At 67.2% G+C, this 24,190-nt stretch carries 23 protein-coding genes and 1 riboswitch; of the genes, 14 read left to right on the top strand and 9 right to left on the bottom strand.

Annotation, left to right across the window (positions count from 1 at the left end; genetic code table 11):
* Nucleotides 1–11: 11 nt before the first annotated feature.
* A complete protein-coding gene (locus tag ACGHC0_RS20855) occupies nt 12–1,310 on the bottom strand; it encodes a TRAP transporter large permease (RefSeq protein ID WP_368352749.1) in 1,299 nt (432 codons plus the stop codon).
* Entirely contained in the window at nt 1,307–1,858 is a 552-nt protein-coding gene (locus ACGHC0_RS20850) for a TRAP transporter small permease (RefSeq protein ID WP_415266641.1), read from the bottom strand. Before ACGHC0_RS20850 ends, ACGHC0_RS20855 begins: the two co-directional genes overlap by 4 nt.
* 189 nt (nt 1,859–2,047) lie before the next feature.
* On the opposite strand from ACGHC0_RS20850, the gene ACGHC0_RS20845 reads away from it, so the two are divergent.
* From ACGHC0_RS20845 to ACGHC0_RS20810, 8 genes are all read left to right on the top strand, one after another.
* Nucleotides 2,048–2,986 (top strand): LysR substrate-binding domain-containing protein, encoded by a 939-nt coding sequence (locus ACGHC0_RS20845; RefSeq protein WP_368352747.1) that lies wholly within the window; start codon nt 2,048–2,050, stop codon nt 2,984–2,986.
* A 182-nt stretch (nt 2,987–3,168) separates the two neighbouring features.
* Complete coding sequence (locus ACGHC0_RS20840; RefSeq protein ID WP_415266640.1) at nt 3,169–4,059, top strand: amino acid ABC transporter substrate-binding protein; 891 nt, start codon at nt 3,169–3,171, stop codon at nt 4,057–4,059.
* Nucleotides 4,060–4,177: 118 nt separating this feature from the next.
* Entirely contained in the window at nt 4,178–5,080 is a 903-nt protein-coding gene (locus ACGHC0_RS20835) for an amino acid ABC transporter substrate-binding protein (protein WP_368352745.1), read from the top strand.
* Between the two features lie 125 nt (nt 5,081–5,205).
* A complete protein-coding gene (locus tag ACGHC0_RS20830; protein ID WP_415266639.1) occupies nt 5,206–5,937 on the top strand; it encodes an amino acid ABC transporter permease in 732 nt (243 codons plus the stop codon).
* A 1-nt stretch (nt 5,938) separates the two neighbouring features.
* A complete protein-coding gene (locus ACGHC0_RS20825) occupies nt 5,939–6,607 on the top strand; it encodes an amino acid ABC transporter permease (protein ID WP_013596350.1) in 669 nt (222 codons plus the stop codon).
* A gap of 33 nt (nt 6,608–6,640) precedes the next feature.
* Nucleotides 6,641–7,378 (top strand): amino acid ABC transporter ATP-binding protein, encoded by a 738-nt coding sequence (locus tag ACGHC0_RS20820; protein WP_368352743.1) that lies wholly within the window; start codon nt 6,641–6,643, stop codon nt 7,376–7,378.
* 234 nt (nt 7,379–7,612) lie between these two features.
* Nucleotides 7,613–8,047: a hypothetical protein gene (locus ACGHC0_RS20815; protein ID WP_415266638.1), complete on the top strand. Its 435-nt coding sequence runs from the start codon at nt 7,613–7,615 to the stop codon at nt 8,045–8,047.
* Between the two features lie 156 nt (nt 8,048–8,203).
* Complete coding sequence (locus ACGHC0_RS20810) at nt 8,204–9,166, top strand: tripartite tricarboxylate transporter substrate binding protein (RefSeq protein ID WP_013596347.1); 963 nt, start codon at nt 8,204–8,206, stop codon at nt 9,164–9,166.
* Between the two features lie 36 nt (nt 9,167–9,202).
* On the opposite strand, the gene ACGHC0_RS20805 is transcribed toward ACGHC0_RS20810, so the two are convergent.
* From ACGHC0_RS20805 to ACGHC0_RS20780, 6 genes are all read right to left on the bottom strand, one after another.
* Entirely contained in the window at nt 9,203–10,045 is an 843-nt protein-coding gene (locus tag ACGHC0_RS20805; RefSeq protein WP_415266637.1) for an HAD-IIB family hydrolase, read from the bottom strand.
* Between the two features lie 47 nt (nt 10,046–10,092).
* Nucleotides 10,093–11,106, bottom strand: coding sequence for a glycosyltransferase family 2 protein (locus tag ACGHC0_RS20800; RefSeq protein WP_415266636.1), 1,014 nt, complete (start codon nt 11,104–11,106; stop codon nt 10,093–10,095).
* Nucleotides 11,103–11,456 carry an EamA family transporter gene (locus ACGHC0_RS20795; RefSeq protein WP_368352740.1) on the bottom strand — a complete coding sequence of 118 codons (354 nt, stop codon included), beginning with the start codon at nt 11,454–11,456 and terminating at the stop codon, nt 11,103–11,105. Before ACGHC0_RS20795 ends, ACGHC0_RS20800 begins: the two co-directional genes overlap by 4 nt.
* Nucleotides 11,457–11,508: 52 nt before the next feature.
* Nucleotides 11,509–12,948: a hypothetical protein gene (locus tag ACGHC0_RS20790; protein ID WP_415266635.1), complete on the bottom strand. Its 1,440-nt coding sequence runs from the start codon at nt 12,946–12,948 to the stop codon at nt 11,509–11,511.
* Nucleotides 12,911–14,539: a peptide chain release factor 3 gene (locus ACGHC0_RS20785; RefSeq protein ID WP_415266634.1), complete on the bottom strand. Its 1,629-nt coding sequence runs from the start codon at nt 14,537–14,539 to the stop codon at nt 12,911–12,913. The genes ACGHC0_RS20790 and ACGHC0_RS20785 overlap by 38 nt, the downstream gene beginning before the upstream one ends.
* 175 nt (nt 14,540–14,714) lie before the next feature.
* A complete protein-coding gene (locus tag ACGHC0_RS20780; RefSeq protein WP_368352737.1) occupies nt 14,715–15,752 on the bottom strand; it encodes an acyltransferase family protein in 1,038 nt (345 codons plus the stop codon).
* Nucleotides 15,753–15,849: 97 nt separating this feature from the next.
* A riboswitch (S-adenosyl-L-homocysteine riboswitch) is annotated at nt 15,850–15,944 on the top strand.
* 68 nt (nt 15,945–16,012) lie between these two features.
* On the opposite strand from ACGHC0_RS20780, the gene ahcY reads away from it, so the two are divergent.
* From ahcY to ACGHC0_RS20755, 5 genes are all read left to right on the top strand, one after another.
* A complete protein-coding gene (ahcY, locus tag ACGHC0_RS20775) occupies nt 16,013–17,440 on the top strand; it encodes an adenosylhomocysteinase (protein WP_368352736.1) in 1,428 nt (475 codons plus the stop codon).
* Between the two features lie 345 nt (nt 17,441–17,785).
* A complete protein-coding gene (locus ACGHC0_RS20770) occupies nt 17,786–18,787 on the top strand; it encodes a TlyA family RNA methyltransferase (protein WP_415266633.1) in 1,002 nt (333 codons plus the stop codon).
* Nucleotides 18,784–19,632, top strand: coding sequence for a methylenetetrahydrofolate reductase [NAD(P)H] (gene metF / locus ACGHC0_RS20765; protein ID WP_415266632.1), 849 nt, complete (start codon nt 18,784–18,786; stop codon nt 19,630–19,632). Before ACGHC0_RS20770 ends, metF begins: the two co-directional genes overlap by 4 nt.
* 98 nt (nt 19,633–19,730) lie before the next feature.
* Entirely contained in the window at nt 19,731–20,333 is a 603-nt protein-coding gene (locus ACGHC0_RS20760) for a hypothetical protein (protein ID WP_415266631.1), read from the top strand.
* Nucleotides 20,334–20,553: 220 nt separating this feature from the next.
* Nucleotides 20,554–21,000, top strand: coding sequence for a septal ring lytic transglycosylase RlpA family protein (locus ACGHC0_RS20755; protein ID WP_368352732.1), 447 nt, complete (start codon nt 20,554–20,556; stop codon nt 20,998–21,000).
* Nucleotides 21,001–21,006: 6 nt separating this feature from the next.
* Here ACGHC0_RS20755 and ACGHC0_RS20750 read toward each other — a convergent pair whose 3' ends face one another.
* Nucleotides 21,007–21,906, bottom strand: a complete 900-nt coding sequence (locus tag ACGHC0_RS20750; RefSeq protein ID WP_368352731.1) for a 23S rRNA (adenine(2030)-N(6))-methyltransferase RlmJ — start codon at nt 21,904–21,906, stop codon at nt 21,007–21,009.
* Between the two features lie 189 nt (nt 21,907–22,095).
* Between ACGHC0_RS20750 and ACGHC0_RS20745 the strand changes: the two genes are divergently transcribed.
* The gene (locus ACGHC0_RS20745) at nt 22,096–24,039 is read left to right on the top strand and encodes a serine/threonine protein kinase (protein ID WP_415266630.1); all 1,944 of its coding nucleotides are present in this window, start codon (nt 22,096–22,098) and stop codon (nt 24,037–24,039) included.
* The last annotated feature ends 151 nt before the right edge of the window (nt 24,040–24,190 follow it).

Here is a 24,190-nt window from a genome sequence, read left to right as displayed (position 1 = left end):
AAACGCGGGCTTCAGTAGCCCAGGCGCGCCGGCAGCCAGAGGGCCAGCTGCGGGAATGCGATGACGGCCACCATCACGAGGAACATGGCCAGCAGCATCGGTCCCACCCAGCGCACGGTGGATTCCATGCGCACGCCCGCGATGCGGCACGACACCATGAGGTTCACGGCCAGCGGCGGCGTGAACTGGCCGAGCGCCACCTTGAGGGTGAGGATCACGCCGAACCAGACGGGGTCCCACTGGTAGTGCTGCATGATGGGCAGGAGCAGCGGCACGAAGATCAGGAAGATCGAGATGCCGTCCAGGAACATGCCCACCGTGATCAGCAGCAGGATCAGCAGTGCGAGCACGCCGTATTCGCCCAATCCTGAATGCACGATGGCGTTGGCGATCGGATCGATCACGCCGAGCGTGGAGAGCGAGAACGCGAAGATGCCCGCGAGCGACACCACCAGCAGGATCACGGCAGAGAGCTCGCCTGCCTCCCGCAGGATGGTGTACAGGTCCCGGAACCGGATGGTGCGGTGGATGCACATGCCCACGAAGAGTCCGTAGAACACGGCCACCACGGCGGCTTCGGTAGGCGTGAACCAGCCCGCGCGCATGCCGCCCAGGATCAGCACCGGCGCGGCCAGGCCCCAGGAGGCCTCGCGCAGGCTCTTCCAGAAGGGCGGGCGGGGCATCGAGGCTTCCAGCGCTCCCATCTTGTGGCGGCGCGCCAGCCACACGGCCGGCACGATCAACGCGATGCCGGCCAGCACGCCGGGTACCATGCCGGCCGCGAACAGCGCGGGCACCGAGGCGCCCGGCACCAGCACCGAATAGATGATGAAGGCGACCGACGGCGGGATCAGGATGTCGGTGGCCGCGGCCGCGCCGACCACACTGGCCGAGAACGAGCCGGGGTAGCCCGCGCGCGACATGGCGGCGATCATCACCCCGCCCACGGCGGCCGCGTTGGCGGGGCCCGAGCCGGAAATGCCGCCCAGGAACATCGCCACGGCGATGGCCACCAGCGGCAGCATGCCCGGGCCGCGCCCGACGATGGCCACCGCGAAGTTCACGAGCCGCAGCGCCACGCCGGAACGGTCGAAGATCGAGCCGACCAGCACGAACATGGGAATCGCGAGCAGCGGGTACTTGCCGAGCCCGGCATAGAAGTTCTGCGGCACCGCCAGCAGCCCGAACCAGGGCGTCTCGGCATTCGCGATTGCGATGGCGGCCGTGCCGGCCAGGCCGAGCGCGGCGCCGATCGGCACGCCGGCGGCCATCATGCCCAGGAAAACGGCGAAAAGAAGCGCCGCGATCATGGCCGGTCACCCGTTGCGCCGGCCGCCGCGCCCTGGCGGCGGAAGAGGCCGATGGCGCGCAGCGTGATGAGTGCAGACAGCAGCGGCAGCCAGATGGAGTACCACCACTGCGGCACCCCGATGCCCGGCGACGTCTCGCCGAACCGCCAGTCGTCCCACGTCACCCGGGCGCTGAGCACGGCGATGACCGCGAACAGGACGGCGACCGAGAGGGCCCCGAAACGGGCGAGGCGCCGCCGGCGCGCCGCGGAGCCGCCTTCGGTGAAGTACTCGATGCGGATGTGCAGGTCCCGCGCCACCGCGGCCGAGCCCGCCACCAGCGCCAGCACGATCATCAGGAAGACGGAGATCTCCTCGGTCCATGCGAAGGATGAGTTGGTGAAATAGCGGACAAGCACGTTGGCGAACGTGATGAGCGCCAGCAGGGCCATGATGGCCACGGTCAGGCAGTCTTCGAAGCGCAGGGAGCGTTCGGTGGCGGCGGGCGTGGACGCGGGGGACGGGGCGGAAGCGTCGGCTTCTGCGCCGGGAGGGAGGGAAGCGGGCATGGGAGGCGGCGACGGACGGAGGACGGCTGCGGTCCGTTGTCCGCGGCGTGGTGGGCCCCGGGCTGGACGGTCTTTGGCGCCGGGTGGGCGCAGGGGAGCATTGTGCAACCGGATGTGTGCGAAGCCGGTGCAGGATTTCCCGAATTAGGCTCGACCGTCCGGCCGCCACGGAGCCGATAATGGCGCCCCATGGAAACCAAGTGGCTCGAGGACTTTGTCAGCCTCGCGGAGACACGCAGCTTCAGCCGGTCGGCGCAGCTGCGGCACGTAACCCAGCCCGCGTTCTCGCGGCGTATCCAGGCCCTGGAGGCCTGGGCAGGGACCGATCTGGTGGATCGCAGTTCCTATCCCACCCGGCTCACGCCGGCGGGCAAGACCCTGTACGAGGAGGCGCTGGACATGCTGCAGTCGCTGCAGAACACCCGCGCGATGCTGAGGGCACACACCAGCGCCGACAAGGACATGGTCGAGTTCGCGGTGCCCCACACCCTGGCCTTCACCTTCTTCCCTGCCTGGCTCTCCGGGCTGCGCGACAGGTTCGGGCCCGTGAAGAGCCGGCTGATCGCCCTGAACGTGCACGACGCGGTGCTGCGCCTGGTGGAAGGGGGCTGCGATCTGCTGATCGCCTACCACCATCCCTCGCAGCCGCTGCAGCTGGATTCCGACCGGTACGAGATGCTCACGCTGGGACAGGAAATCCTGTCCCCGTATGCCCGGGCGGACGCCGATGGCCGGCCGCTCTACGCGCTGCCCGGCGAGCCGGGCCATCCGCTGCCCTATCTGGGCTATGCACCGGGGGCCTACCTGGGCCGGGTGACGGAGCTCATCCTCAAGCAGTCCGGCATCCCCATCCACCTGGACCGCGTGTACGAGACCGACATGGCCGAGGGCCTGAAGGCCATGGCGCTGGAGGGACACGGCGTCGCCTTCCTGCCGCACAGCGCGGTGAAGAAGGAATTGCGCTCGCGCCGGCTGGCGAGCGCCGTGCGCGAGGGCGTTCCGGACATGCAGATGGCGATGGAAGTGCGTGCCTACCGCCAGAAGTCTGCCGGCAAGGACCGCGCCAAGGGAACGGCGGAGTCCCTCTGGGCGTACCTGCAGGCCCATGGCACCGACAAGCCGCTGTAGCCTGTCCTGGCTTGGTTATGTCTTGATTGCATGATGTAATCCTGCAATCGGCATTGGAAAGCGGTGGGCACAGGACTTACAGTCCCGACCGGCTCCAGGCTGCAGTTACTGAACTGCAGTCAAAAGAGATGCCCGACTGGCGCGGTTCTTGCGTCGGTTCGTATTCCATGCCGAGACAAACCATGAATCCTGTTCGCCCGTGGCGCACCCTCCTGGGGGTGGCCTCACTCTGCTGTGCCGTGGCCTCCCATGCGGGAGTCCTGGAGCGCATCGCTTCGGGCGGCAAGCTGGTGGTGGCCTATCGCGACGCGGCATCTCCCTTCGCCTTCAAGGATGCCGCAGGGCGCCCCGCAGGCTATGCCGTGGAGCTGTGCCAGCGCATTGCGGACGCCGTGCGCCGCAAGACCGGCCGCAAGGACATGGAGATCGCCTACGTCCCGGTGGACCTCGGCAACCGGATGGAAACCATCACCCAGGGACGGGCCGACCTCGAATGCGGCTCCACCACGAACAACGCCGAGCGCCGGCAGATCGTCGCGTTCACCATCCCCCACTTCATCACGGGCACCCGCCTGCTGGTCAAGGCGTCGAGCCCGATCGACCGCATCGAGGACATGGGCGGGCACAAGCTGGTCTCCACCCGCGGCACGACCGCGCTGCGGGCCGTGCAGCAGCTCAACCGCGAGCGCGCCCTGCAGATCAACGTGATCGAGGCTCCGGACGACCAGCGGGCTGTGGAGATGGTGGAGAAGGGCGAGGCCGACGCCTTCGCGATGGACGACGTCCTGCTCTACGCATTCGCCGCGGGCCGCCCGGATCCGAAGGCGCTGAAGGTGGTCGGCAAGTTCGTCACGGCCGAAGCGCTGGCGATCATGCTGCCCAAGGGCGACCCCGAGTTCAAGAAGGTGGTGGACGACGAGATGCGCCGGCTCATCACCACCCGCGAGATCCATCCCATCTACGACAAGTGGTTCCTCCAGCCCGCCCCTCCCACGAACCGGGCATTGAACTTGCCTGTCAGCTACCTGCTGCGTGAGTTCTGGAAATACCCCTCGGACCAGGTTCCGTTCTGACGCGTGCCATCGGCACGCGTATTTCCCCCATTCGGGATATTCCCTGCAACGGCGAGTGCCTTGCGTGCGTCTATCTAGAATGCCTCTTCCCTTGTATCCATAAGCTAAGGAGATCGTGATGAAGAAACAATTGTTGGCAGTTGCTGTGATGGCGCTCGCTGCGGGCAGCGCTTTCGCGCAGTCGAACGACACGCTGGCCAAGATCAAGGCCTCCGGCACCATCACCGAAGGCGTGCGCGAGTCTTCCGGTCTCTCCTACACCCTGGGCGACGGCAAGTACACGGGCTTCCATTACGACGTGTGCGCCCGCGTGATCGCCGATGTCCAGAAGCAGCTCGGCCTGGCCAAGCTGGAAACCAAGTACCAGCCCGTGACCTCGCAGAACCGCATCCCGCTGGTGCAGAACGGCACGGTGGACATCGAGTGCGGCTCGACCACCAACAACCAGGCGCGCCAGAAGGATGTGGCCTTCGCCGTCACCACCTACGTGGAAGAAGTGCGCATCGCCGTCAAGGCCAACTCGGGCATTTCCGGCATCAAGGACCTGAACGGCAAGACCATCGCCACCACGACGGGCACCACCTCGGTGCAGACCCTGCGCAAGAACAAGCGCGCCGAGGGCCTGACGTTCAAGGAAGTGTTCGGCAAGGACCACTCCGACAGCTTCCTGCTGCTGGAGTCGGGCCGTGCGGACGCCTTCATCATGGACGGCTCGATCCTGGCTTCCAACATCGCCAAGTCCAAGGCTCCCAACGACTTCAAGATCGTCGGCGAAACGCTGAGCGTGGAACCGATCGCGATCATGATCCGCAAGGACGACCCCGCCTTCAAGAAGGCCGTGGACGACAGCCTGAAGGGCATGATGAAGTCGGGCGAGATGGCCAAGCTCTACGACAAGTGGTTCATGCAGCCCATCCCGCCGAACAACGTGAAGATCGGCCTGCCGGTGAGCGATGCCACCAAGGCCGCTTGGGCGAACCCCAACGACAAGCCCATGGAGGAATACACGCTCAAGGATTGATGCGCACGGACCTGTCCGCCCCTGCGAACGCCCACCTCGCCGGTGGGCGTTTGCTTGTTGTCCCGCTGCGGCGGGCGGACGGCCGTCGGATTTCAGGACGTATGACGATTTGAGAAGGAATTCCCATGGGATCGAATTGGGATTGGCAGGTCTTCCTGCAGGACCCGGGGGGCGAGTATCCGACCTACCTCCAGTGGATGCTCTCGGCCTGGGGCTGGACCGTGTCGGTGGCCCTGCTGGCGCTCGTGATCGCGCTGGTGGCGGGCTCGGTCATCGGCACGCTGCGCACGCTGCCGGACAACAGGTTTCTGGTCGGCTTCGGCAATGCGTGGGTGGAACTGTTCCGCAACATTCCCCTGCTGGTGCAGATCTTCCTGTGGTACCACGTGGTGCCCGCCATCTTTCCGGTGATGAAGAGCGTTTCCGGCTTCATCCTCGTGGTGCTGGCGCTGGGATTCTTCACGTCCGCACGGATCGCCGAGCAGGTGCGCTCGGGCATCCAGGCCCTGCCGCGCGGCCAGCGCTACGCGGGCATGGCGCTGGGTTTCACCACGGTGCAGTACTACCGCTACGTGCTGCTGCCCATGGCATTCCGCATCATCATTCCGCCGCTCACCAGCGAGACGATGAACATCTTCAAGAACTCGTCGGTGGCGTTCGCCGTGTCGGTGACCGAACTGACCATGTTCGCCATGCAGGCGCAGGAGGAAACCTCGCGCGGCATCGAAATCTACCTGGCAGTGACGGGCCTGTACGTGATCTCGGCGTTCGCCATCAACCGCATCATGGCCTTCATCGAAAAGCGTGCGCGCGTCCCGGGCTTCATCGTCGCGGGCGGCGCGGGGGGAGGCCACTGACATGATGAATCTCGACTTTTCCTTCTACAGCTGGGACATCATCAGCAAGTTCGTCCTCAAGGGCTTCTATTTCAGCATCGTGCTGACCGTGGTGGCCACGATCGGCGGCGTGCTGTTCGGAACGCTGCTGGCGCTGATGCGGCTGTCGGGCAAGAAATGGCTCGACGTGCCGGCCACCATCTACGTCAACGGCATGCGCAGCATCCCGCTGGTGATGGTGATCCTGTGGTTCTTCCTGCTGGTGCCGTTCCTCGTGGGCCGGCCCATCGGGGCCGAGATGTCGGCGGTGATCACGTTCATCGCCTTCGAGGCCGCGTACTTCAGCGAGATCATGCGGGCCGGCATCCAGTCCATCCCGCGCGGCCAGGTGTTCGCAGGCCAGGCGCTGGGCATGACCTACGGGCAGAACATGAAGCTCGTGATCCTGCCGCAGGCGTTCCGCAACATGCTGCCGGTGCTGCTGACCCAGACCATCATCCTGTTCCAGGACACGTCGCTCGTGTATGCCATCGGCGCCTACGACATGCTCAAGGGCTTCGAGACCGCGGGCAAGAACTATGGTCGCCCGATCGAGGCCTACCTGCTGGCCGCGGTCGTGTACTTCATCATGTGCTTCGCGCTCTCGTCGGCGGTGAAGCGCCTGCACCGCAAGATCGCCATCATCCGCTGACCCCGTGCGGCAAGTGAGTGAGGAATAAAGCAAATGATTGAACTCAAGAACGTTTCCAAGTGGTACGGCAGCTTCCAGGTGCTGAACGACTGCTCCACCAGCATCCGCAAGGGCGAGGTGGTGGTCGTGTGCGGCCCGTCGGGCTCGGGCAAGTCCACGCTGATCAAGACGATCAACGCGCTGGAGCCCATCCAGAAGGGCGAGATCTACGTCAACGGCGTGGCCATCCACGACCCGAAGACCAACCTGCCCAAGTTGCGCAGTCAGGTCGGCATGGTGTTCCAGCACTTCGAGCTCTTTCCTCACCTGTCGGTGACGGAGAACCTCACGATCGCGCAGATCAAGGTGCTCGGCCGCCGGGCCGACGAGGCGAAGCAGCGCGGCCTCAAGATGCTCGACCGCGTGGGCCTGTCCGCGCACAAGGACAAGTTCCCGGGCCAGCTGTCCGGCGGGCAGCAGCAGCGCGTGGCGATCGCGCGCGCACTCTCGATGGACCCCATCGTGATGCTCTTCGACGAGCCCACCTCGGCCCTCGACCCGGAAATGGTCGGCGAGGTGCTGGACGTGATGGTGAGCCTGGCCAACGAGGGCATGACCATGATGTGCGTGACCCACGAAATGGGCTTCGCGCGCAAGGTGAGCAACCGCGTCATCTTCATGGACGTGGGTGGCAAGATCCTGGAGGACTGCTCCAAGGACGAGTTCTTCAACAACCCCGATGCGCGGCAGCCCCGCACGAAGGATTTCCTCAACAAGATCCTGCAGCATTGATGCGTGCGCGGCGCAGGCCGCGCTGTGTACCGCGGACGGGAGGTATCCCGGCCCGTGGCCGAAGGCGCCCTCCGGGCGCCTTTTGCTTTGACAGGACCGCCTGCGGGCTCGGAGGCCCGGGCCCGTGCGCAGCGCAAGACCCTGCTTGCCCTCTGCCGCCGGCCACGGGATGATGGCGCTCCTGAATTGCCTCCTGCCGATCTCCGCCACGTTCCTGCCTCCGACCCGGTCACCATGACGCCCCGCGACCCGCCCTCCGGTGCCGCCGCCCCTCCTGCCGGGGGCGCGGCCGATGGCGTCGCTGCCACCGGGCAGGTGGTGTTCTGGCACCGCGACGCCCCTCCCCAGCCGGCCTTCGGTGCGCCCTGCAATGGCTGCGGGTTGTGCTGCCTCGCGGAGCCATGCCCGCTGGGCATGGTGGTTTCACGCCGCCGCAGCGGGCCGTGCGCGGCATTGCGCTGGATACCGGCAGGGATGTCGGGCAGCCCGGGCCGCTACGTCTGCGGCATGGTGGCGGACCCGGCCGCGGTCACCGGCTGGCGCCGTCCCTGGGCGCTGCGCTGGATTGCCCGGCTGGCGCGGCGGTGGATCGCGGCCGGGCAGGGGTGCGACGCCCTGCCGCTGCAGGTGGCCCCCGTGCCGGCACAACGCCCGGAACGCGACCTTTGACCGGCCTGGGGGCATGCTCCCGGGCATCGAGGGCAGGCCGCGGCATGACGCGCGGGTGACAGTGTGTCAGGGTTTGCGGCGTTGGCGTGCCGGGAGGGCTGCGCTGCAATGTCCTGAACCACCTTTTCTTCCGTTTTCCTTGAGGAGTTTCCGTACATGCAGCGACGTCGTTGGATCCAGTGGGGTGCCGCAGCCGCCCTCGCGCCCGCCCTTTCGGCGCGGGCCCAGGGCTTTCCCGCACGCCCCGTCAAGCTGGTCGTCGCCTTCCCCGCGGGCGGTCCTACCGACATCACGATGCGTGTGCTCGCGGAGAATGCATCCAAGGTGCTGGGCCAGCCGGTCATCATCGACAACAAGCCCGGCGCCGGGGGCACGCTGCCCGCCCAGATGCTGCAGTCCTCGCCGGCCGATGGCTACACGGTCGCGCAGATCCCGCTCGGGGTCTTCCGCATGCCCTACACCACGAAGATCAACTGGGACCCCGTCAAGGACATCAGCTATGTGATCAACGTGACGGGCTATGCCTTCGGCGTGGTCGTTCCGGCCGATTCCCCCTTCAAGACCTGGGCGGATTTCGTGGCCTACGCCAAGGCGAATCCCGGCAAGCTCAGCTATGGTTCGACCGGTGCGCTGACGAGTCCGCACCTGACCATGGAACGCGTGGCGCAGCAACTGGGCCTGCAGTTGCTGCACGTGCCCTACAAGGGCAGCGCCGACCTCATGCAGGGCATCCTGGGCGGGCAACTCATGGCTGCCGCGGACTCCACCGGCTTCGCGCCGCAGGTGGAGGCCGGCAAGCTGCGGGTGCTGAACACCTGGGGTGCGGAGCGGCTGGCCAAGTTCCCGGATGCGCCCACGCTGAAGGAGCTGGGCATCGACATCGTGCAGAACTCCCCCTTCGGCATCGGCGCTCCGAAGGGGACGCCCCCGGACGTGGTCCGCCGCCTGCACGATGCCTTCAAGGCCGCCATGGACCAGGAGAACTACCGCAGCGCGCTGGCGCGCTACGACATGGTGCCCATCTACATGGACACGGCGGCGTATCGCCAGTTCGCCCAGGACACCTACTCGCGGGAGAAGGCCATCATCGAGCGGCTGGGGCTGGCCAAGCCCGCATGATCCGCCGCGGCCCCGCTTCGGGCCGGCCACCGGCGCTCAGGCGGGCGAGCGGCCGGGCTGCAGGATCGCGCGCGCCACTTCGGCGAAACCGGCGCCGCGCTCCGCACGCGTGACATACCGCGGCCGGTGTGCCAGCTGCGGCACGAACCGGGCGATGTTGGCCACGCCCACGCTGTGGGGGAAGGCCTCGAACATCTTCTGGTCGTTGGTGGAGTCGCCCACGTACACCCAGCGTCCGATCTCTTCGTCCAGCGGGCGGCCGAAGAGCTCACGCACGATCCAGCGTGCGCCCGCGAGCTTGTCGTGGTCGCCGTACCAGCCGTTGATGTGGATGCTGCTCACCGTGGCATGCATGCCCTCGGCGCGCATGCACTGCACGACGGCATCGATGGCGGCCTGGGGCAGCTGGGTGAATTCGCTGTGGTCGATGGCGATGTCGCACTCCCGGCCCGCGGAGTCCGTGGCCCGGCGGGCGCCAGGCAGCTCTTCCTCGATCCGCGCCAGCACCTGCTGCATGCGTCCGTATTGCGCAGTGCGCGTGGCCTCATCCTGCTGGTAGAGCTTGCGCAGCACCGGTGCGCCAGGGGCGCCTGCGCGCACCATCGCCACCGCTCCGTTCTCTGCCACGATGGCATCGACCGGCCAGGAGAGGGCGAAGGGCTCGCTCCAGCCCGCAGGGCGGCCGGTGACCGGAATGACCGCGAGCCCGGCATTCCGCAGTGCCTGCAGCGCGTCCAGCGCGTCGGCAGTGATGGCGCCGTCGGTGGTCAGCGTGTCGTCAATGTCGGTGAAGACGCCGATCAGGTCGCCGGGGGGCTGCCAGAGGGACAGGGGCAGAAGGTCTGCAGCAGAAGGGGCGGGCACGTCGAAAGAGGACATCTGCAGGGTGCCTTCCGCGGGCGCCGGGCCCACGGAAGACAGGTGTATCACGGAGCCTCCGGGCGGCGGGCGATGTCCGGCGCGCACTCGTCGGACAGTTGCGGGCTCAGCGGTTCCGTCGGCACGCTGCTCACGTCGTGGTGCAGGAAGGCCACGAGGAACTGGATGCCCACCATGACGGGAAGCGCGGCCAGCATGACGGTGCCACTGGTGGCCGGCTGGTCTCCCATGGCACTGTGGATCCATTGCCGCGCGCCGAAGATGCTGCCCCAGGCCAGCAGCAGCAGGCCGAAGATGCTGTAGATCGATCCCGCATTGAAGTCGCGCACGAAATAGCTGTAGCCATAGCGGCGCAGGAAGCGGGAGGCGTGCTTCTTCAGGAATTCCGGCAGCACCTTGCCGATCTTCAGGTTGGATTCCTCGTCCGCATACACGGAGTCCATCGGCACGTCGCGCACGACGGCACGCAGGGTGTTGAGGCGGAACAGCATGTCCGTCTCGAAGAAGTAGCGCCGCTCGAGCTTGTCGAGCGGCAATTCGCGGAGCACGCTGGTGTGAACGGCGGTGTACCCGTTGGTCGGGTCCATGATGGTCCAGTATCCGCAGCTCAGCTTGGTCATGAACGACAGCACGGCATTGCCGAAAAGCCGCACCGGGGGCATGCCGCGCACCGATTCCGGCCGGAAGAAGCGGTTGCCCTTGGTGTAGTCGGCACGGCCCGCCAGGATCGGGCGCACGAAGTGCGGCAGCAGTGCCGGGTCCATCTGCCCGTCGCCGTCGATCTTCACCACGATGTCCATGCCGTCGGCGATCGCCTGGTGGTAGGCCGTCACGATCGCGCCGCCGACGCCGCGGTTTTCCGGATTGAAGAGCACCTGCACGCGCGGATCGGTGCAGTTCGCCTGGATGAAGGCGCCGCTTCCGTCGGGGCAGGCATCGTCCACTGCGTAGATGCGCTCCACGGATGCCGGTATCGCGCTGATCACTCCCATCACATGCTGGGTGACCTTGTAGCAGGGAATCGCCACCGCGATGGACATCGTGCTGCGGGTCCGCATCATGCCCCCGCCCTCCCGGCCACGGCGATGCCCGCAAGAATCAATGCGCCGCCGATGAAGGTCTGCAGGTGCAGCGGCTCGCCCAGGAAGAGCCAGCCCATGGTAGGAACGATGAGGAAGGCAAGGCCCATGAAGGGATAGGCCAGGTGCAGGGGCGCGCTGCGCAGCACCCAGATCCACAGCAGCGTCGTGAGGCCGTACAGGGCCAGGGCCACGATGAGCCAGCCGTTGAACAGCCAGTCCGTGAGCGCGGGCTGGGGCGGCAGCAGCATGGCGGCCTTCTTGAACAGGAGTTGTCCGACGGAGATGCCGAGGACGCACAGAAGCGTCAGGGAGGTCAGTAACAGCGACATAGAACGGTGGGTTTGAAGGGAGAAGCCCGAACGAGGCGGTCGTCCGGACGCTTCAATGTGCTGCACCGCCCCTGCCGCGGTGGGCCAGCAAAATGGGCAGGAGCGGCATGGCGATCATGAAGAACGGAAGGATGTACCGGTACTCGCCGGCAATGGAGAACATGAAAATGGCCCCCAGCTGCACGACCATGGGGGTCGCGGCCAGCAGCAGGGCGGCGTCCCGCTGCATCGCTCCCCGGATGAAGGCGCAGAACACCAGGAAGATGCCCAGGAAGGGGGTCCAGAGGATCCAGCGGTATTCGAAGCTGAACTCGAAGATTTTGTCCGCAATCTTCTCTGCTTCGGTCCACTGGAAGAGCCGGTAGGTCGATTGGGTGTTCAGCTGGCGCAGGATGACTTCTGCGTATTTCGGCCCCGGGAAGCCTCCCATGGCGAAGGCGGAAACGAAGAAGATGTTCACCCGGCTGCCGAGGAACTTCGGCATGTTGTGCCAGAGGTTGTATTTGAAGAACTGCTGTACGACCGCCTTGCTGTCTGCCTTCGTCAGGCTCGAGACCCTGGGGCCCTTGGGAAAGAATTGAAGCGGATCCCAGTAGTCCGGGTCGTAGTAGCTCAGATACACGTCCAGGGAGTTGTATTTCTTCAGCAGTTCGACCGTTTCCGGCATGACCCTCGGCTGTGCGGTCCAGAGGTTCATCGGGCGGGGCTGCAGGAAGTTGACGGTCTCGTAAATCGCCAGCGGGTAGAGCACGCCATGGCCCTTGCTCTTGTGTGCCTGAGATGCTGCCACCAGCAGTCCGCACCACACGATCAGGATGGCGCCGAGCCAGCGGCGGCCGGCCTTTTCCACCATCAAGGCCAGCAGGGCCACCGGCAGCAGGAAGATGATGCCGTTCGGTCTGGCGAATGCAGCGAACGGCAGGGTCAGCGCGATCATCGCCACGGAGGCACGGCTCAGGCGGCGGCGCCGCGCGCTCAGCCATATTTCAAAGGTCAGGCCTGCCACGGCGACGGAGTAGATACCGTCCGGATACAGCGTTTCGATGAAATAGACGGTGTGCGGGGCCAGCGCGATGAACACGAGCAGGAAGATCGTCGTCTTCCGGAAGCCCTGCGTCCAGGACCACGCGAGAATGCGCGAGAAGACCACCGCGCAGATCATCATGAGCACCGCGATCGGCACTTCCACCCTGTGGGCGGGCTCATAGAAGATCTTGACGAAGTAGTACCAGAAGACGGGTTTGCCGGACCGGTTCGTGACCGGATCCTGGACTTCCAGCAAGACTCCCAGGCTGTCTTCTCCCAATACCCCAGGCCAGAACACCATCAGCCACAGGACATAGACGGTCGTCAGTATGGCCAGGCAGACCACGAACGGGCGCCAGTCCGAGGTCGAGCGCCAGTCGGATTTCGAGCCGTCGGCCGCGCCCCTGGTGAGCGGCATGGTGTATGTGTTAGGCATTGGTCTGCAGTGCAAGTCCCGCGTGTTCACGCAGCGGATGGAAATGGATCTTCGGGAACCGTTCCTGTGCCAGCCGGACATCGTAGGGACTGGTGCACAGGTAGGCCAGCGTGTCGGCTGCGTCGTGGGCCATGCGCATCGGGTAGGCGTCCGTGAAGGGCCGCAGCTCCGCCGGCGTGTCCGCCGTGATCCAGCGTGCGCCCGTGTACTGGCAGTTCTCCAGGCGCACGTCGCAGTCGTATTCGGTCTTGAGGCGGTGCTGGACCACCTCGAACTGCAACTGGCCGACGGCGCCCAGCAGCATGTTGCCGCCCGCATCGGGCTTGAAGACCTGGATCGCGCCTTCCTCGCCCAGCTGGGCCAGGCCCTGCTGCAGCTGCTTGGTGCGCAGCGGGTTCTTCAGCACCACCGTCATGAACATCTCGGGTGCGAAGAAGGGCAGGCCGGTGAACTGCAGGTTGGCGCCATCGGTGATGGTGTCGCCCAGCTGCACGCCGCCATGCGTCGTGAAGCCGATGATGTCGCCCGCATAGGCCTCTTCCACGGCTTCGCGCCGCTGGCTCATGAAGGTCACCACGCTGGTCGGACGCAATTCCTTGGCAGTGCGCTGCACCTTGAGCTTCATGCCCGGGGTGTACCTGCCGGAGGCGACGCGCACGAAGGCGATGCGGTCGCGGTGGTTGGCGTCCATGTTGGCCTGCACCTTGAAGACCACACCGGAGAAGCTCTCCTCCTCGGGCATTACCGTCTTCTCGACGGGCTGCCTGTTGACCACGAGGCTGCTGGTGCGCGGGCGCGGCGAAGGCGCCAGGTCCACCAGGGCGTCGAGCACTTCCATCACGCCGAAATTGTTCACGCCGGAGCCGAAGAACACGGGCGTCTGCTTGCCGGCGAGGAAGGCTTCGTGGTCCCAGGCCGGGGATGCGCCCACGGCCAGCTCCATGCTTTCGAGCGCCTCATCGAAAGTGGGGCCAAAACGTGCGCGCAGAGTGTCTGCGTCGCTGAGCGGGATGGTCTCGAAATCCTGCGGGCGACGTTCGCTGCCGGACTCGAACACCGTCATGGCCTGCGTGCGCAGGTTGATGATGCCGCCGAAGCTCTTGCCCTGTCCCACCGGCCAGGTCATGGGCACGCAGGGCATGCCGAGTTCGCGTTCGACCTCGTCGAGGATGTCCAGGGGCTCGCGCACCTCGCGGTCCATCTTGTTGACGAAAGTGATGATGGGCGTGTCGCGCTGCCGGCAGACCTCGATCAGCCGCCGCGTCTGCGATTCGACGCCGTTGGCTGCGTCGATCACCATCAGTGCGGAGTCCACGGCGGTGAGCACGCGGTAGGTGTCTTCCGAGAAGTCCTTGTGGCCGGGCGTGTCCAGCAGGTTCACCACGTGGTCGCGGTAGGCCATCTGCATGACCGACGAGGCCACCGAGATGCCGCGCTGCTTCTCGATTTCCATCCAGTCCGACGTGGCGTGGCGGCTCGCCTTGCGGCCTTTCACGGCCCCCGCGATCTGGATCGCGCCCGAGAACAGCAGCAGCTTCTCCGTGAGCGTGGTCTTGCCCGCGTCAGGGTGGGAAATGATGGCGAACGTGCGGCGGCGCCGTGTTTCGGAAGCGTAGGACACAGTGTTTCTGGTGAAGGCGCGGCGCAGCGTAGGGTCGAGGTACGGGCGCTGCGGCTGTGCGCCATAGCACCGCCGCAAGGGGAAAGCAGCCGGGGGGGAGTGGCGATATTCTAGCGGTGGCCCCGGGCCGGGTCGTGCCTGGCATGCCGGGGGCGCCGTCGCACCGCCGGCCCCTTCAGGCGGTGCCTGGGAGCCGTGCTCCCATCCGTGGAGAAAATCGCTTGAAACGCAAAACGGGCGATTCCACCAAATGCCACGAAGCGTATCCGGCCACCGCCGCCAGGGCGATCGACAGCAGCAGGCTTGGAATGAAGGGCATGTCCGGGAAGACGGCATACACCGATTGCTGCACCGGGCATCCGTAGAGATAGATGCCATATGACGGATCGCCGCCGCGCTGCAGGAAGGCCAGGGAGGGCATGTTCAACGAGCCCAGGAAAATCAGCAGCGGCGGCAGCAGCAGCAGGCCTGCCGAATGCTCCAGGTGCAGGCCGAAGAAAAGCAGCGCGGCCAGGGGGGCGAGCACGAGGAGGATCCTGCCGGAGCAGGCATGGAATTCCTGGCGGAAGACGGCGATGAGTGCCCCGTACGTGAAATAGGCGGGATATTCGAACCAGTGCCGCATCTCGCCGGTCAGGTCCGCGTTGCGTGCAGTGAGAAAGAAGGCGATGTAGGCCAGCCCGGCGACGCATGCGATGGCACGCGACCTGAACACACCCAGCAACCCCGCGCCTGCCAGCACGAGGTAGCACAGGCTTTCCATCGGGATGGTCCACAAGGGGCCGTTCATCAGATGCTTGAGCGGGTTGTTTTCAAAGACGCCCGGAAGGTTGGGGTAGTCCTTGATCAGCAGCAGGTTGCGGAAATAGCCGAGCGTTTCCGGATGGGCCAGGAAATCCGCAGCAGGCAGCGAAGTGAAAACGACACCGAAGAGGAACACATTGCTGAGCACCGCGACAAGCACCCCGGGCCAGATCCGCAGGAATCGCTTGAAGAGAAACGGCATGACCTGCGGCTGCCGCAGCCAGCTCTGGGTGACCAGATAGCCGCTGATCGTGAAGAAGGTCATCACCGCCACTCCGCCCACCATGTTGGAGTGCAGCCAGGCGGGTGGCGCCGTGCGCGTGATGTGGAAGTGATGACTGAAGATCACGGCGCTCGCCGCGGCGATGCGCAGCAGATCGAACAGGTTGCTCCTGTGCGGTGTGGACATGGGGCGCTGCTTCCTTTGTCGGGGGCCCTTTCCGGGGCATATCGTTGGCGATGGGGAGTGGCGAGCCGCTCGGGCCCGATCTCCTTATAATCCTGGTCTTCCGAGGAGCGTTGCAGCGTCCTTCATCCCGGTGCCCGGGTACTGCAGGGACGCGAGGCTCGGATCATCATTTTGCAACGACGCTCGCCCACGCTTTTGTGCGGTGAGTGATCCATTCCCCCTGCATTGCGTGGTTTCCAACTTCTTCACCGGAGAAAACCATGAGCGCAGTTCTCAAGCCCCAGGCCGACCTGGCCATCGCCGACATTTCCCTGGCCGACTGGGGCCGCAAGGAAATCAAGATCGCGGAAACCGAGATGCCCGGCCTGATGGCCATCCGCGAGGAATTCGCGGCTGCGCAGCCCCTCAAGGGCGCGCGCATCACCGGCTCGCTGCACATGACCATCCAGACGGCCGTGCTGATCGAGACGCTGAAGGCCCTGGGCGCCGACGTGCGCTGGGCTTCGTGCAACATCTTCTCCACGCAGGACCACGCCGCCGCCGCCATCGCCGCTGGCGGCACGCCGGTGTTCGCGATCAAGGGCGAGTCGCTGGAAGACTACTGGGACTACACCCACCGCATCTTCGACTTCGGCGCCAAGGGCACGCCGGGCGAAGGCCCCAACATGATCCTGGACGATGGCGGCGACGCCACGCTGCTGATGCATCTGGGCCAGCGCGCCGAGAAAGACCTGTCCGTGGTGGCCAATCCCACGAGCGAGGAAGAACGCATCCTGTTCGCCGCCATCAAGGCCAAGATCGCGCAGGATCCGACCTGGTACACCCGCAAGTCGGCCGAGATCATCGGCGTGACGGAAGAAACGACGACCGGCGTGCACCGCCTGAACGAGATGTCCGCCAAGGGCACGCTGCTGTTCCGCGCGATCAACGTGAACGACTCGGTCACCAAGTCGAAGTTCGACAACCTCTATGGCTGCCGCGAATCGCTGGTGGACGGCATCAAGCGTGCCACCGACGTGATGATCGCCGGCAAGGTGGCCCTGGTGGCCGGCTATGGCGACGTGGGCAAGGGCTGCGCCCAGGCCCTGGCCGCCCTGCGCGCCCAGGTGTGGGTGACCGAGATCGACCCCATCAACGCCCTGCAGGCCGCGATGGAAGGCTACAAGGTCGTGACCATGGAGTACGCCGCCGACAAGGCCGACATCTTCGTGACCACCACCGGCAACAAGGACGTGATCCGCCATGAGCACATGGTGGCGATGAAGAACGAGGCCATCGTCTGCAACATCGGCCACTTCGACAACGAGATCGACGTCGCCTCGATCGAGAAGTACCAGTGGGAAGAGGTGAAGCCGCAGGTGGACCATGTGATCTTCCCGGACGGCAAGCGCATCACGCTGCTCGCCAAGGGCCGCCTCGTGAACCTGGGCTGCGCCACGGGCCACCCCAGCTTCGTGATGTCGTCCTCCTTCGCCAACCAGACCATCGCGCAGATCGAACTGTTCACCAAGCCCGACGCCTACCAGGCCGGCAAGGTGTATGTGCTGCCCAAGGTGCTGGACGAGAAGGTCGCACGCCTGCACCTGAAGAAGGTCGGCGCCCAGCTCACCGAGTTGACCGATGCGCAGGCCGCCTACATCGGCGTGAAGAAGGAAGGCCCTTACAAGGCCGATACGTATCGGTACTGACATCCCCCTGAGGCGCTGCGCGCCTTCCCCCTTCTCTCGCCCGCTGCGCGGGGCGGGAAGGGGGACGACGCCAGCGGCCCGGCGGAGCCGGTTCCGCGGCGTCTGCTGGCCTGGGGGAGGGCGAGTGCCCTGGCGAATGGCAAGTGCCGAGGACTGTTCGGGCTGTCCGTAACGGACTGCCGGTCGAGCGTGGCAAGTAGCGTTCGTCGAACGAATCGGGTTGCGAATGTCGCGGGCGGTATGACGTGACGTGCGGCAACGTCGCTGTCACGATTCTCTCAGCTGCCTGTAACGGATTGAATGTGCGGGCCACGTGCGGCCCGCGCTGTTGGAGAGGAAGGCGCCATGCGCGCGGATGTGTTTTTGGTGGAGCGCGGCCATGCCGCCACACGGTCGCAGGCCCAGCGCCTGATCGCGGCTGGAGTGCAGTGGCGGCTGGCGGCCAGCCTGCCGTGGACGAAAGTGGCGAAGAACGGCGATGACATTCCGGCGATCGCCGAGGTCGAGTTGCTGGATGGCGCGGAGGCGCGGTACCTGTCGCGCGGCGGCCTGAAGCTGGAGGGCGCGTTGCGCGTGACCGGCCTGCAGGTGGCCGGGCTGCGCTGCCTCGACGTCGGGCAGAGCACGGGCGGCTTCACCGACTGCCTGCTGCAGCACGGTGCGGCGCAGGTGATCGGCGTGGACGTGGGCCACGGCCAACTGCACGAGCGGCTGCGGGACGACCCGCGCGTGGTGGGCGTGGAAGGGCTGAATGCCCGTTCCGTGACCGCCGAATCGCTGCGGGAGGCCTGCGAGGAGGCGCTGTCCGAGCGCGTCGAGCGCGACCCGGACGACAACGAGACCCAGCCCGAGGCGCCCTATGCCTGGATGCGCAACGGCGGCCAGGTGGACGACGACTACGACGACAGCGACGACGCCAAGGAGCACGAGGTGGAGGCCTTCAAGGCCGAGCGCGAGGCCAGGGAGCGCGCGCGCGCCGAGGGCGCGCTGCCTACCGAGCTGCGCCGCCGGGCCGGGCGTGAAGATGTGGACATCACGCCCGAGTTCGACTTCGTCACGGGCGATGTGTCCTTCATCTCGCTCACGCTGATCCTGCCGGCCGTGGTGCCGCTGCTCAAGGCGGACGGCGAATTGCTGATGCTGGTCAAGCCGCAGTTCGAACTGCAGCCCGGCCAGGTGGGCAAGGGCGGCATCGTGCGCGATCCGGCGCTCTACGCGCAGGTGGAGCTGCGCCTGCGCGAGTGCTGCGCCGCGGTGGGCCTGGACGTGGCCGGATGGCACGACAGCCCGATCGATGGCGGCGACGGCAACCGCGAATTCTTCATTCACGCAAGGAGGAAGGCATGAGCCTTTCCACGCACAAGGCGGCCCTTCCGGTCAGCTTCGAGTTCTTTCCCCCCAAGACGCCCGAGGGCGGTGACAAGCTGCGCGCCGTGCGCCAGCAGCTCTACGCCCGCCGTCCCGAGTTCTGCTCCGTCACCTACGGCGCGGGCGGCTCCACCCAGGAAGGCACCTTCGGCACGGTGCGCGAGATCCTGTCCGAAGGCGTGCAGGCAGCCTCGCATTTCTCGTGCATCGGAGCTACCCGCGAGGGTGTGCGCGCGCAGCTCGCCCAGCTCAAGGCCATGGGCGTGTCCCGGCTGGTGGCGTTGCGCGGCGACCTGCCCAGCGGATACGGCGCCGGCGGGGAATTCCATTACGCCAGCGACCTCGTGGCCTTCATCCGCGCCGAGGCGGGCGACGATTTCCATATCGAGGTGGCCGCCTATCCGGAAGTCCACCCCCAGGCCCGCTCCCCCGAGGCCGACCTGCAGGCGTTCGCCACCAAGGTGCGCGCCGGAGCGCATTCGGCCATCACGCAGTACTTCTTCAATGCCGACGCCTACTGGCGCTTCGTGGACGACGTGCGCGCCCTGGGGCTCGATGTGCCGGTGGTGCCGGGCATCATGCCCATCATGGGATCGACCCAGCTCATGCGCTTTTCCGACGCATGCGGCGCGGAAATCCCCCGCTGGATCCGGCTGCGGCTGCAGGGCTTCGGCGATGACTCGGCCAGCATCCGCGCCTTCGGGCTCGACGTGGTGACTGCGCTGTGCGAGCGCCTGCGTGCCGGCGGGGTGCCTGCGCTGCACTTCTACACCATGAACCAGAGCGCCGCGACGCTCGAGATCTGCCGGCGCCTGGGGCTCTGACCTTCCTCCGCAGGCCGGGGGGCGTACTCGGCCGTGTTGGGTAATATGGCGCCTCCCTGCGCGACCCCGACATGACGCCCGCTCTCGCTTCCCCCCTGATGGCAGCCCTGCTGTGGGCCCTGCTGCCCCTTTCTGCCTCGGCCCAGCTGCGCTACAGCTGCCGCGACAGCATGGGGAACGTCTTCTCTCTCTCTCGGCCCTGCCCGGCGGGTACGGTGACCACCGCTGCCGCGGCCGGTCCGCTGGAGCCCGCCGTGGCCCCCGGGCCATCGCGTCACGAGCCGCCGTCCCCGCCGCCGCTGCGCACCTTCCCCGAGGCGAACGAGTACCGGAAGTACATGAGCGCGCAGTGCCGCACGCTCCAGGACGCGGTCCGGTCAGGACCCTCGCGCGGCCTGCAGTCCGATGTGCTGTATGGCCTGCGCCGGGAATACGAGAGGGACTGCAGGGAAGAGGAGCAGGAGGCGTCCGCGCGGTTCTACCGCGAGCAGCGTGAAGTCCGCCAGCAGCGCCGCGAGGAACTTCGGCAGGCCGAAGCGGCCGAACTCGCGGCCCGTGCGGAAACCACCCGGCGGGCCGAGCAGTGCGCGGAGTCGCGCCGCATCCTTGCAGCGAGGCGGGCGCGCACCGATCTCACCGATGGCGAACAGAAGGACTTGAAGCGTTTTGAAGAGGTTTTTGCATCGCGCTGCCAGCGCTGACTGGCGCCGTTCCGGAGGCCGGCTGGCCGTATTCGGGCTGTGCGCCCTGGTGGCCGCCTGTGCGGTCGCACCCGCCCCCGGGGATTCCACCGCTCCGGCTGCGCCAGTGCCGGCTCCGGCCCCTGCCGCGCAGGACAAGGCCCCGGCGGAGCGGCCTGCCAGGCCGGCGAAGCGCCCGTCCCGGAGTCCGGCTCCGGCGCCCGCGCCTGTCCAGGACGCCGTGGCACCGGAGCGCGTGCCGGCCGACCGGCCGCGGGAACCGCAGGTGCCGGAAGACGAGCGCTCTTCGGGGACGGGACTCGACCTGAACGGGGAACTGGCCGGCTTCGGCGAGGAAGGCATGGCCTCGTGGTACGGCGCGCGTTTCCACGCCCGCCGCACCGCCAGCGGCGAGCGATTCGACATGAACGACTTCACGGCAGCGCACCGCACGCTGCCCTTCGGCACGCGCGTCTGTGTCCGCAGCCTTGTCACGGGGCGCTCGGTGCAGGTGCGCATCAACGACCGGGGGCCCCACTCGCCCGGACGCATCGTGGACCTGAGCCGGGCGGCCGCACAATCCCTCGGCCTGTTGGGGCTGGGCATCAAGCCGGTGGCGATCAGCCTGGCGCCCGCGGATCCGGACGCACCCTGTCCCGGCTCCCGGGACGACCCGGTGGCGCCGTGACCGGCCTCAGCCGCCCGATTCGAGGCTGTGGGCGGCGTGCTGCGCGTCCTGGGCCAGCAACTGCGCCATCTGGGGCAGGGCGGGCTGCAGCGCCGCCTTGAGCGTGTAGGGCGGATTCACGACGAACATGCCGCTCGCGGGCAGGCCGGGGCGCCGCTGCGTTCCGTCCGCGTCCGAGGTCATCTTGCTGGATTTCACGGTCAGGGTGGCATGCAGCCATGGCTTGCCCGCACGGGTGGCGAGCGTCTTCATCCGCCGAGGCAGGTCGTGGGCCTCGGGCCGCGGAATGATGGGGTACCAGATGGCATAGGTGCCCGTGGCGAAGCGCTTGAGCGCTTCTGCGAGCATGTCCAGCACCTTGCCATAGTCGCTCTTGATTTCATAGCTGGGATCGCAGAGCACGAAACCCCTCCGGGAAGGCGGGGGCAGGAACTTGCGGATGCCCTCGAAGCCGTCTTCGTGCAGCACTGCCACCTGCCGCCCGGCGTCGAGCTGCGCGACGTTGCCCGCCAGGGAGCGGAGGTCGGTGGGGTGCAACTCGAACAGCTTCAGCCGGTCCTGCGGGCGCAGCAACCGGTGGGCGATGAAGGGCGAGCCCGGATAGACTTTTGCCGCCGGGCCGGTATTGAATTCCTGCACCAGGTCCACGTAGGCCTGCAGCGCCGGGGCGAGTTCGGTGCCCTCGGGCAGCGCCTTGGGCAGGAGGCGGAGAATGCCGTCGGCCGCCTCGCCGCTCGTGGCCGCGTAATCGCCGTCCAGCCGGAAGAGGCCCGCGCCGGCATGGGTGTCCAGCACGGCGAGCGCGGCGTCCTTCTGGGTGAGGTGTTGCAGGGTGGCGATCAATACCGTGTGCTTGAGCACGTCGGCATGGTTGCCCGCATGGAAGGCGTGGCGATAGCTGAACATAGGCCCCGATGGTAACCAGCCCCGCCCGCGTCCGCCGACGGGGCGAGGCCGGGCGGCGCGGCAGTTTCCAGGCCCGGGAACGCGCTTTGTTGCCCGTCCGCGGTCCGGTTGCTGCATGATGGCGGCCATCGGCCGCTCCGGCAGACACCGCCGTGCCGTGCCGGCCCCCTGGATTTTTGCTTTTTCCCTATGTCCGCTCCCACCCTCGCCACCGAACCCCAGAGCGAAGCCCATCACGTGGACGCATTGCCCGCGGGATCCCGCCTCGGAGAATTCGAGGTGGTCTCGCTGCTCGGCGTCGGCGGCTTCGGCATGGTCTACAAGGCATTCGACCATTCGCTGCTCCGGTTCGTGGCCATCAAGGAGTACATGCCCACGGCGCTGGCCGCACGTGCGCAGGGGCAGTCGCTCTGGGTGCGTTCCTCCTCGCACGAGCAGTCGTTCCAGGCGGGGCTCGCGTCCTTCGTGGCCGAGGCCCGGCTGCTTGCGCAGTTCGACCATCCCTCGCTGGTGAAGGTGTTCCGTTTCTGGGAGGCCAACCAGACTGCCTACATGGTGATGCCGCTCTACCAGGGGATGACGCTCAAGCAGGCGCGCGCCCACATGCGCACGCCGCCGCCCGAGGCCTGGCTGCGCAAGGTGCTCTGGTCCGTGCTGGGTGCGCTGCGGGTGCTGCACGAGGGCCAGACCCTGCACCGCGACATCTCGCCCGACAACATCTTCCTGCAGGACTCGGGGCTGCCGGTGCTGCTGGACCTCGGCGCTGCCCGCCATGCCATCACCGACCATTCCCACCGGCTCACGGCGGTGCTCAAGGTCAACTACGCGCCGATCGAGCAGTACAACGACGAGGGCAACGACCTGCGCCAGGGCCCCTGGAGCGATCTGTATTCCGTGGGGGCCGTCGTGCACGGCTGCCTGTGCAACGACACGCCGCTGCCTGCGACCCTGCGCGCGATCCGCGACCGGATGGTGCCGTTCTCCCGTGTCGCGAAGACCGTGAAGCGCCAGTTCGGCGTCGAGTACTCGCTGCCCTTCGTCGCCGCGGTCTCGCAGGCACTCGCGTTGCAGCCGCAGGACCGGCCGCAGAGCATCGACGACTTCCTGCGCACCCTCGAGATGGCGGCACCGCCGGAAGGCATGGAGCAATTCGACTTCCGCGCCGAACTCGGCGACATCTGGGTCGAGCCGGCCGATCGCCGCGCAGCGGGGGTGGCCGTGCCGATGATCGACATCACATCCGTGCCGGCGCCGATGTCGGGCCTGCCGGAGCCCGAGCCCATGGCCGCGCCCGGGCTCGTTCCCGAACCGGCCGCGGTCACCACGGTGCTGCGCCGCAGTCCCGCCCCCGCTGCCGAGCCGGAGCGCGTGCCACGTGCGGCGGCTGCGGGGGGCGACACGGTCTTCCTCGACAGCACCGCCGATGCCGGTGACTCCTGGTTCGGGCCCGCAGCCGCGCACGGACCGGACGGCGCAGCCATGCCCGGGCCGGCAGGCGCGGCCATCGCCGCGCCCGTGGCGGGCCGGAAGCCACGCATGTGGGCCCTGGCCGCCATCGCCGTGGTGGCGCTGGGCGTGTCGGCGGCCGGCGGTGCGTGGTGGGCCGCACGTTCGACCGACGGCAAGCCGGTGGTGGCCACCGTGGCTGCTTCGACGGCCGTGCCGAGGACGCCCGAAGAGGAAATCATCACGGAAACGGTGGAGCCTCCGCCCGCGGCGGTCGCTGCGGCCCCGGCGGCATCCTCCACACCGGCAGCGCCGGAGCCCGCGCCGCATGGGGCGGCCCAGGCCGGCCCCCGGTCCGCTGCGGCCTCGGTGCCGGGCGCCGCCATGGCTGCCGCGTCTTCCGCGCGCAACCGCCCGCCCGCCCGCAAGGCAGCGGAGGCCACCGTGGTGGTCGCACCCGCCATGCCCGCGGCATCCCTGGCGGTTGCGGTGCCTGCGGCACCTCCGAAGCCTGCGCCGCGCGTGATCGGCCCGGACGAGGCGTGCGCGGACGCCGGCTTCCTGGCGCGGCCGATGTGCATTCACCAGGAATGCCAGCGTCCCGCGGTGGCGAACCACCCGCTGTGCGTGGAGAACCGCCGCCGCCTGGAGGCCGAGGAGCGCCGCCGGCTGATGCAGCCCCAATGAGCCGTGCGGTGCCCGGGGCCGGCTGCACTTCTGCACCGGATTCGGGGGATTTGCGGCGTTGCCCAGGTATTTCGTATAATGGCGGGCTTCGCAGCGAATTCCTGGTCCCGCGGCGGAGCGCAAGATACCACCTAAGAGGCTTCCATCCAGA

The organism is Acidovorax sacchari (genome assembly GCF_042847045.1).
Taxonomy (GTDB): domain Bacteria; phylum Pseudomonadota; class Gammaproteobacteria; order Burkholderiales; family Burkholderiaceae_C; genus Paracidovorax; species Paracidovorax sacchari.
The sequence above is the reverse complement of the archived record's forward strand: the minus strand, read 5'-3'. Positions and strand labels throughout refer to the sequence as shown.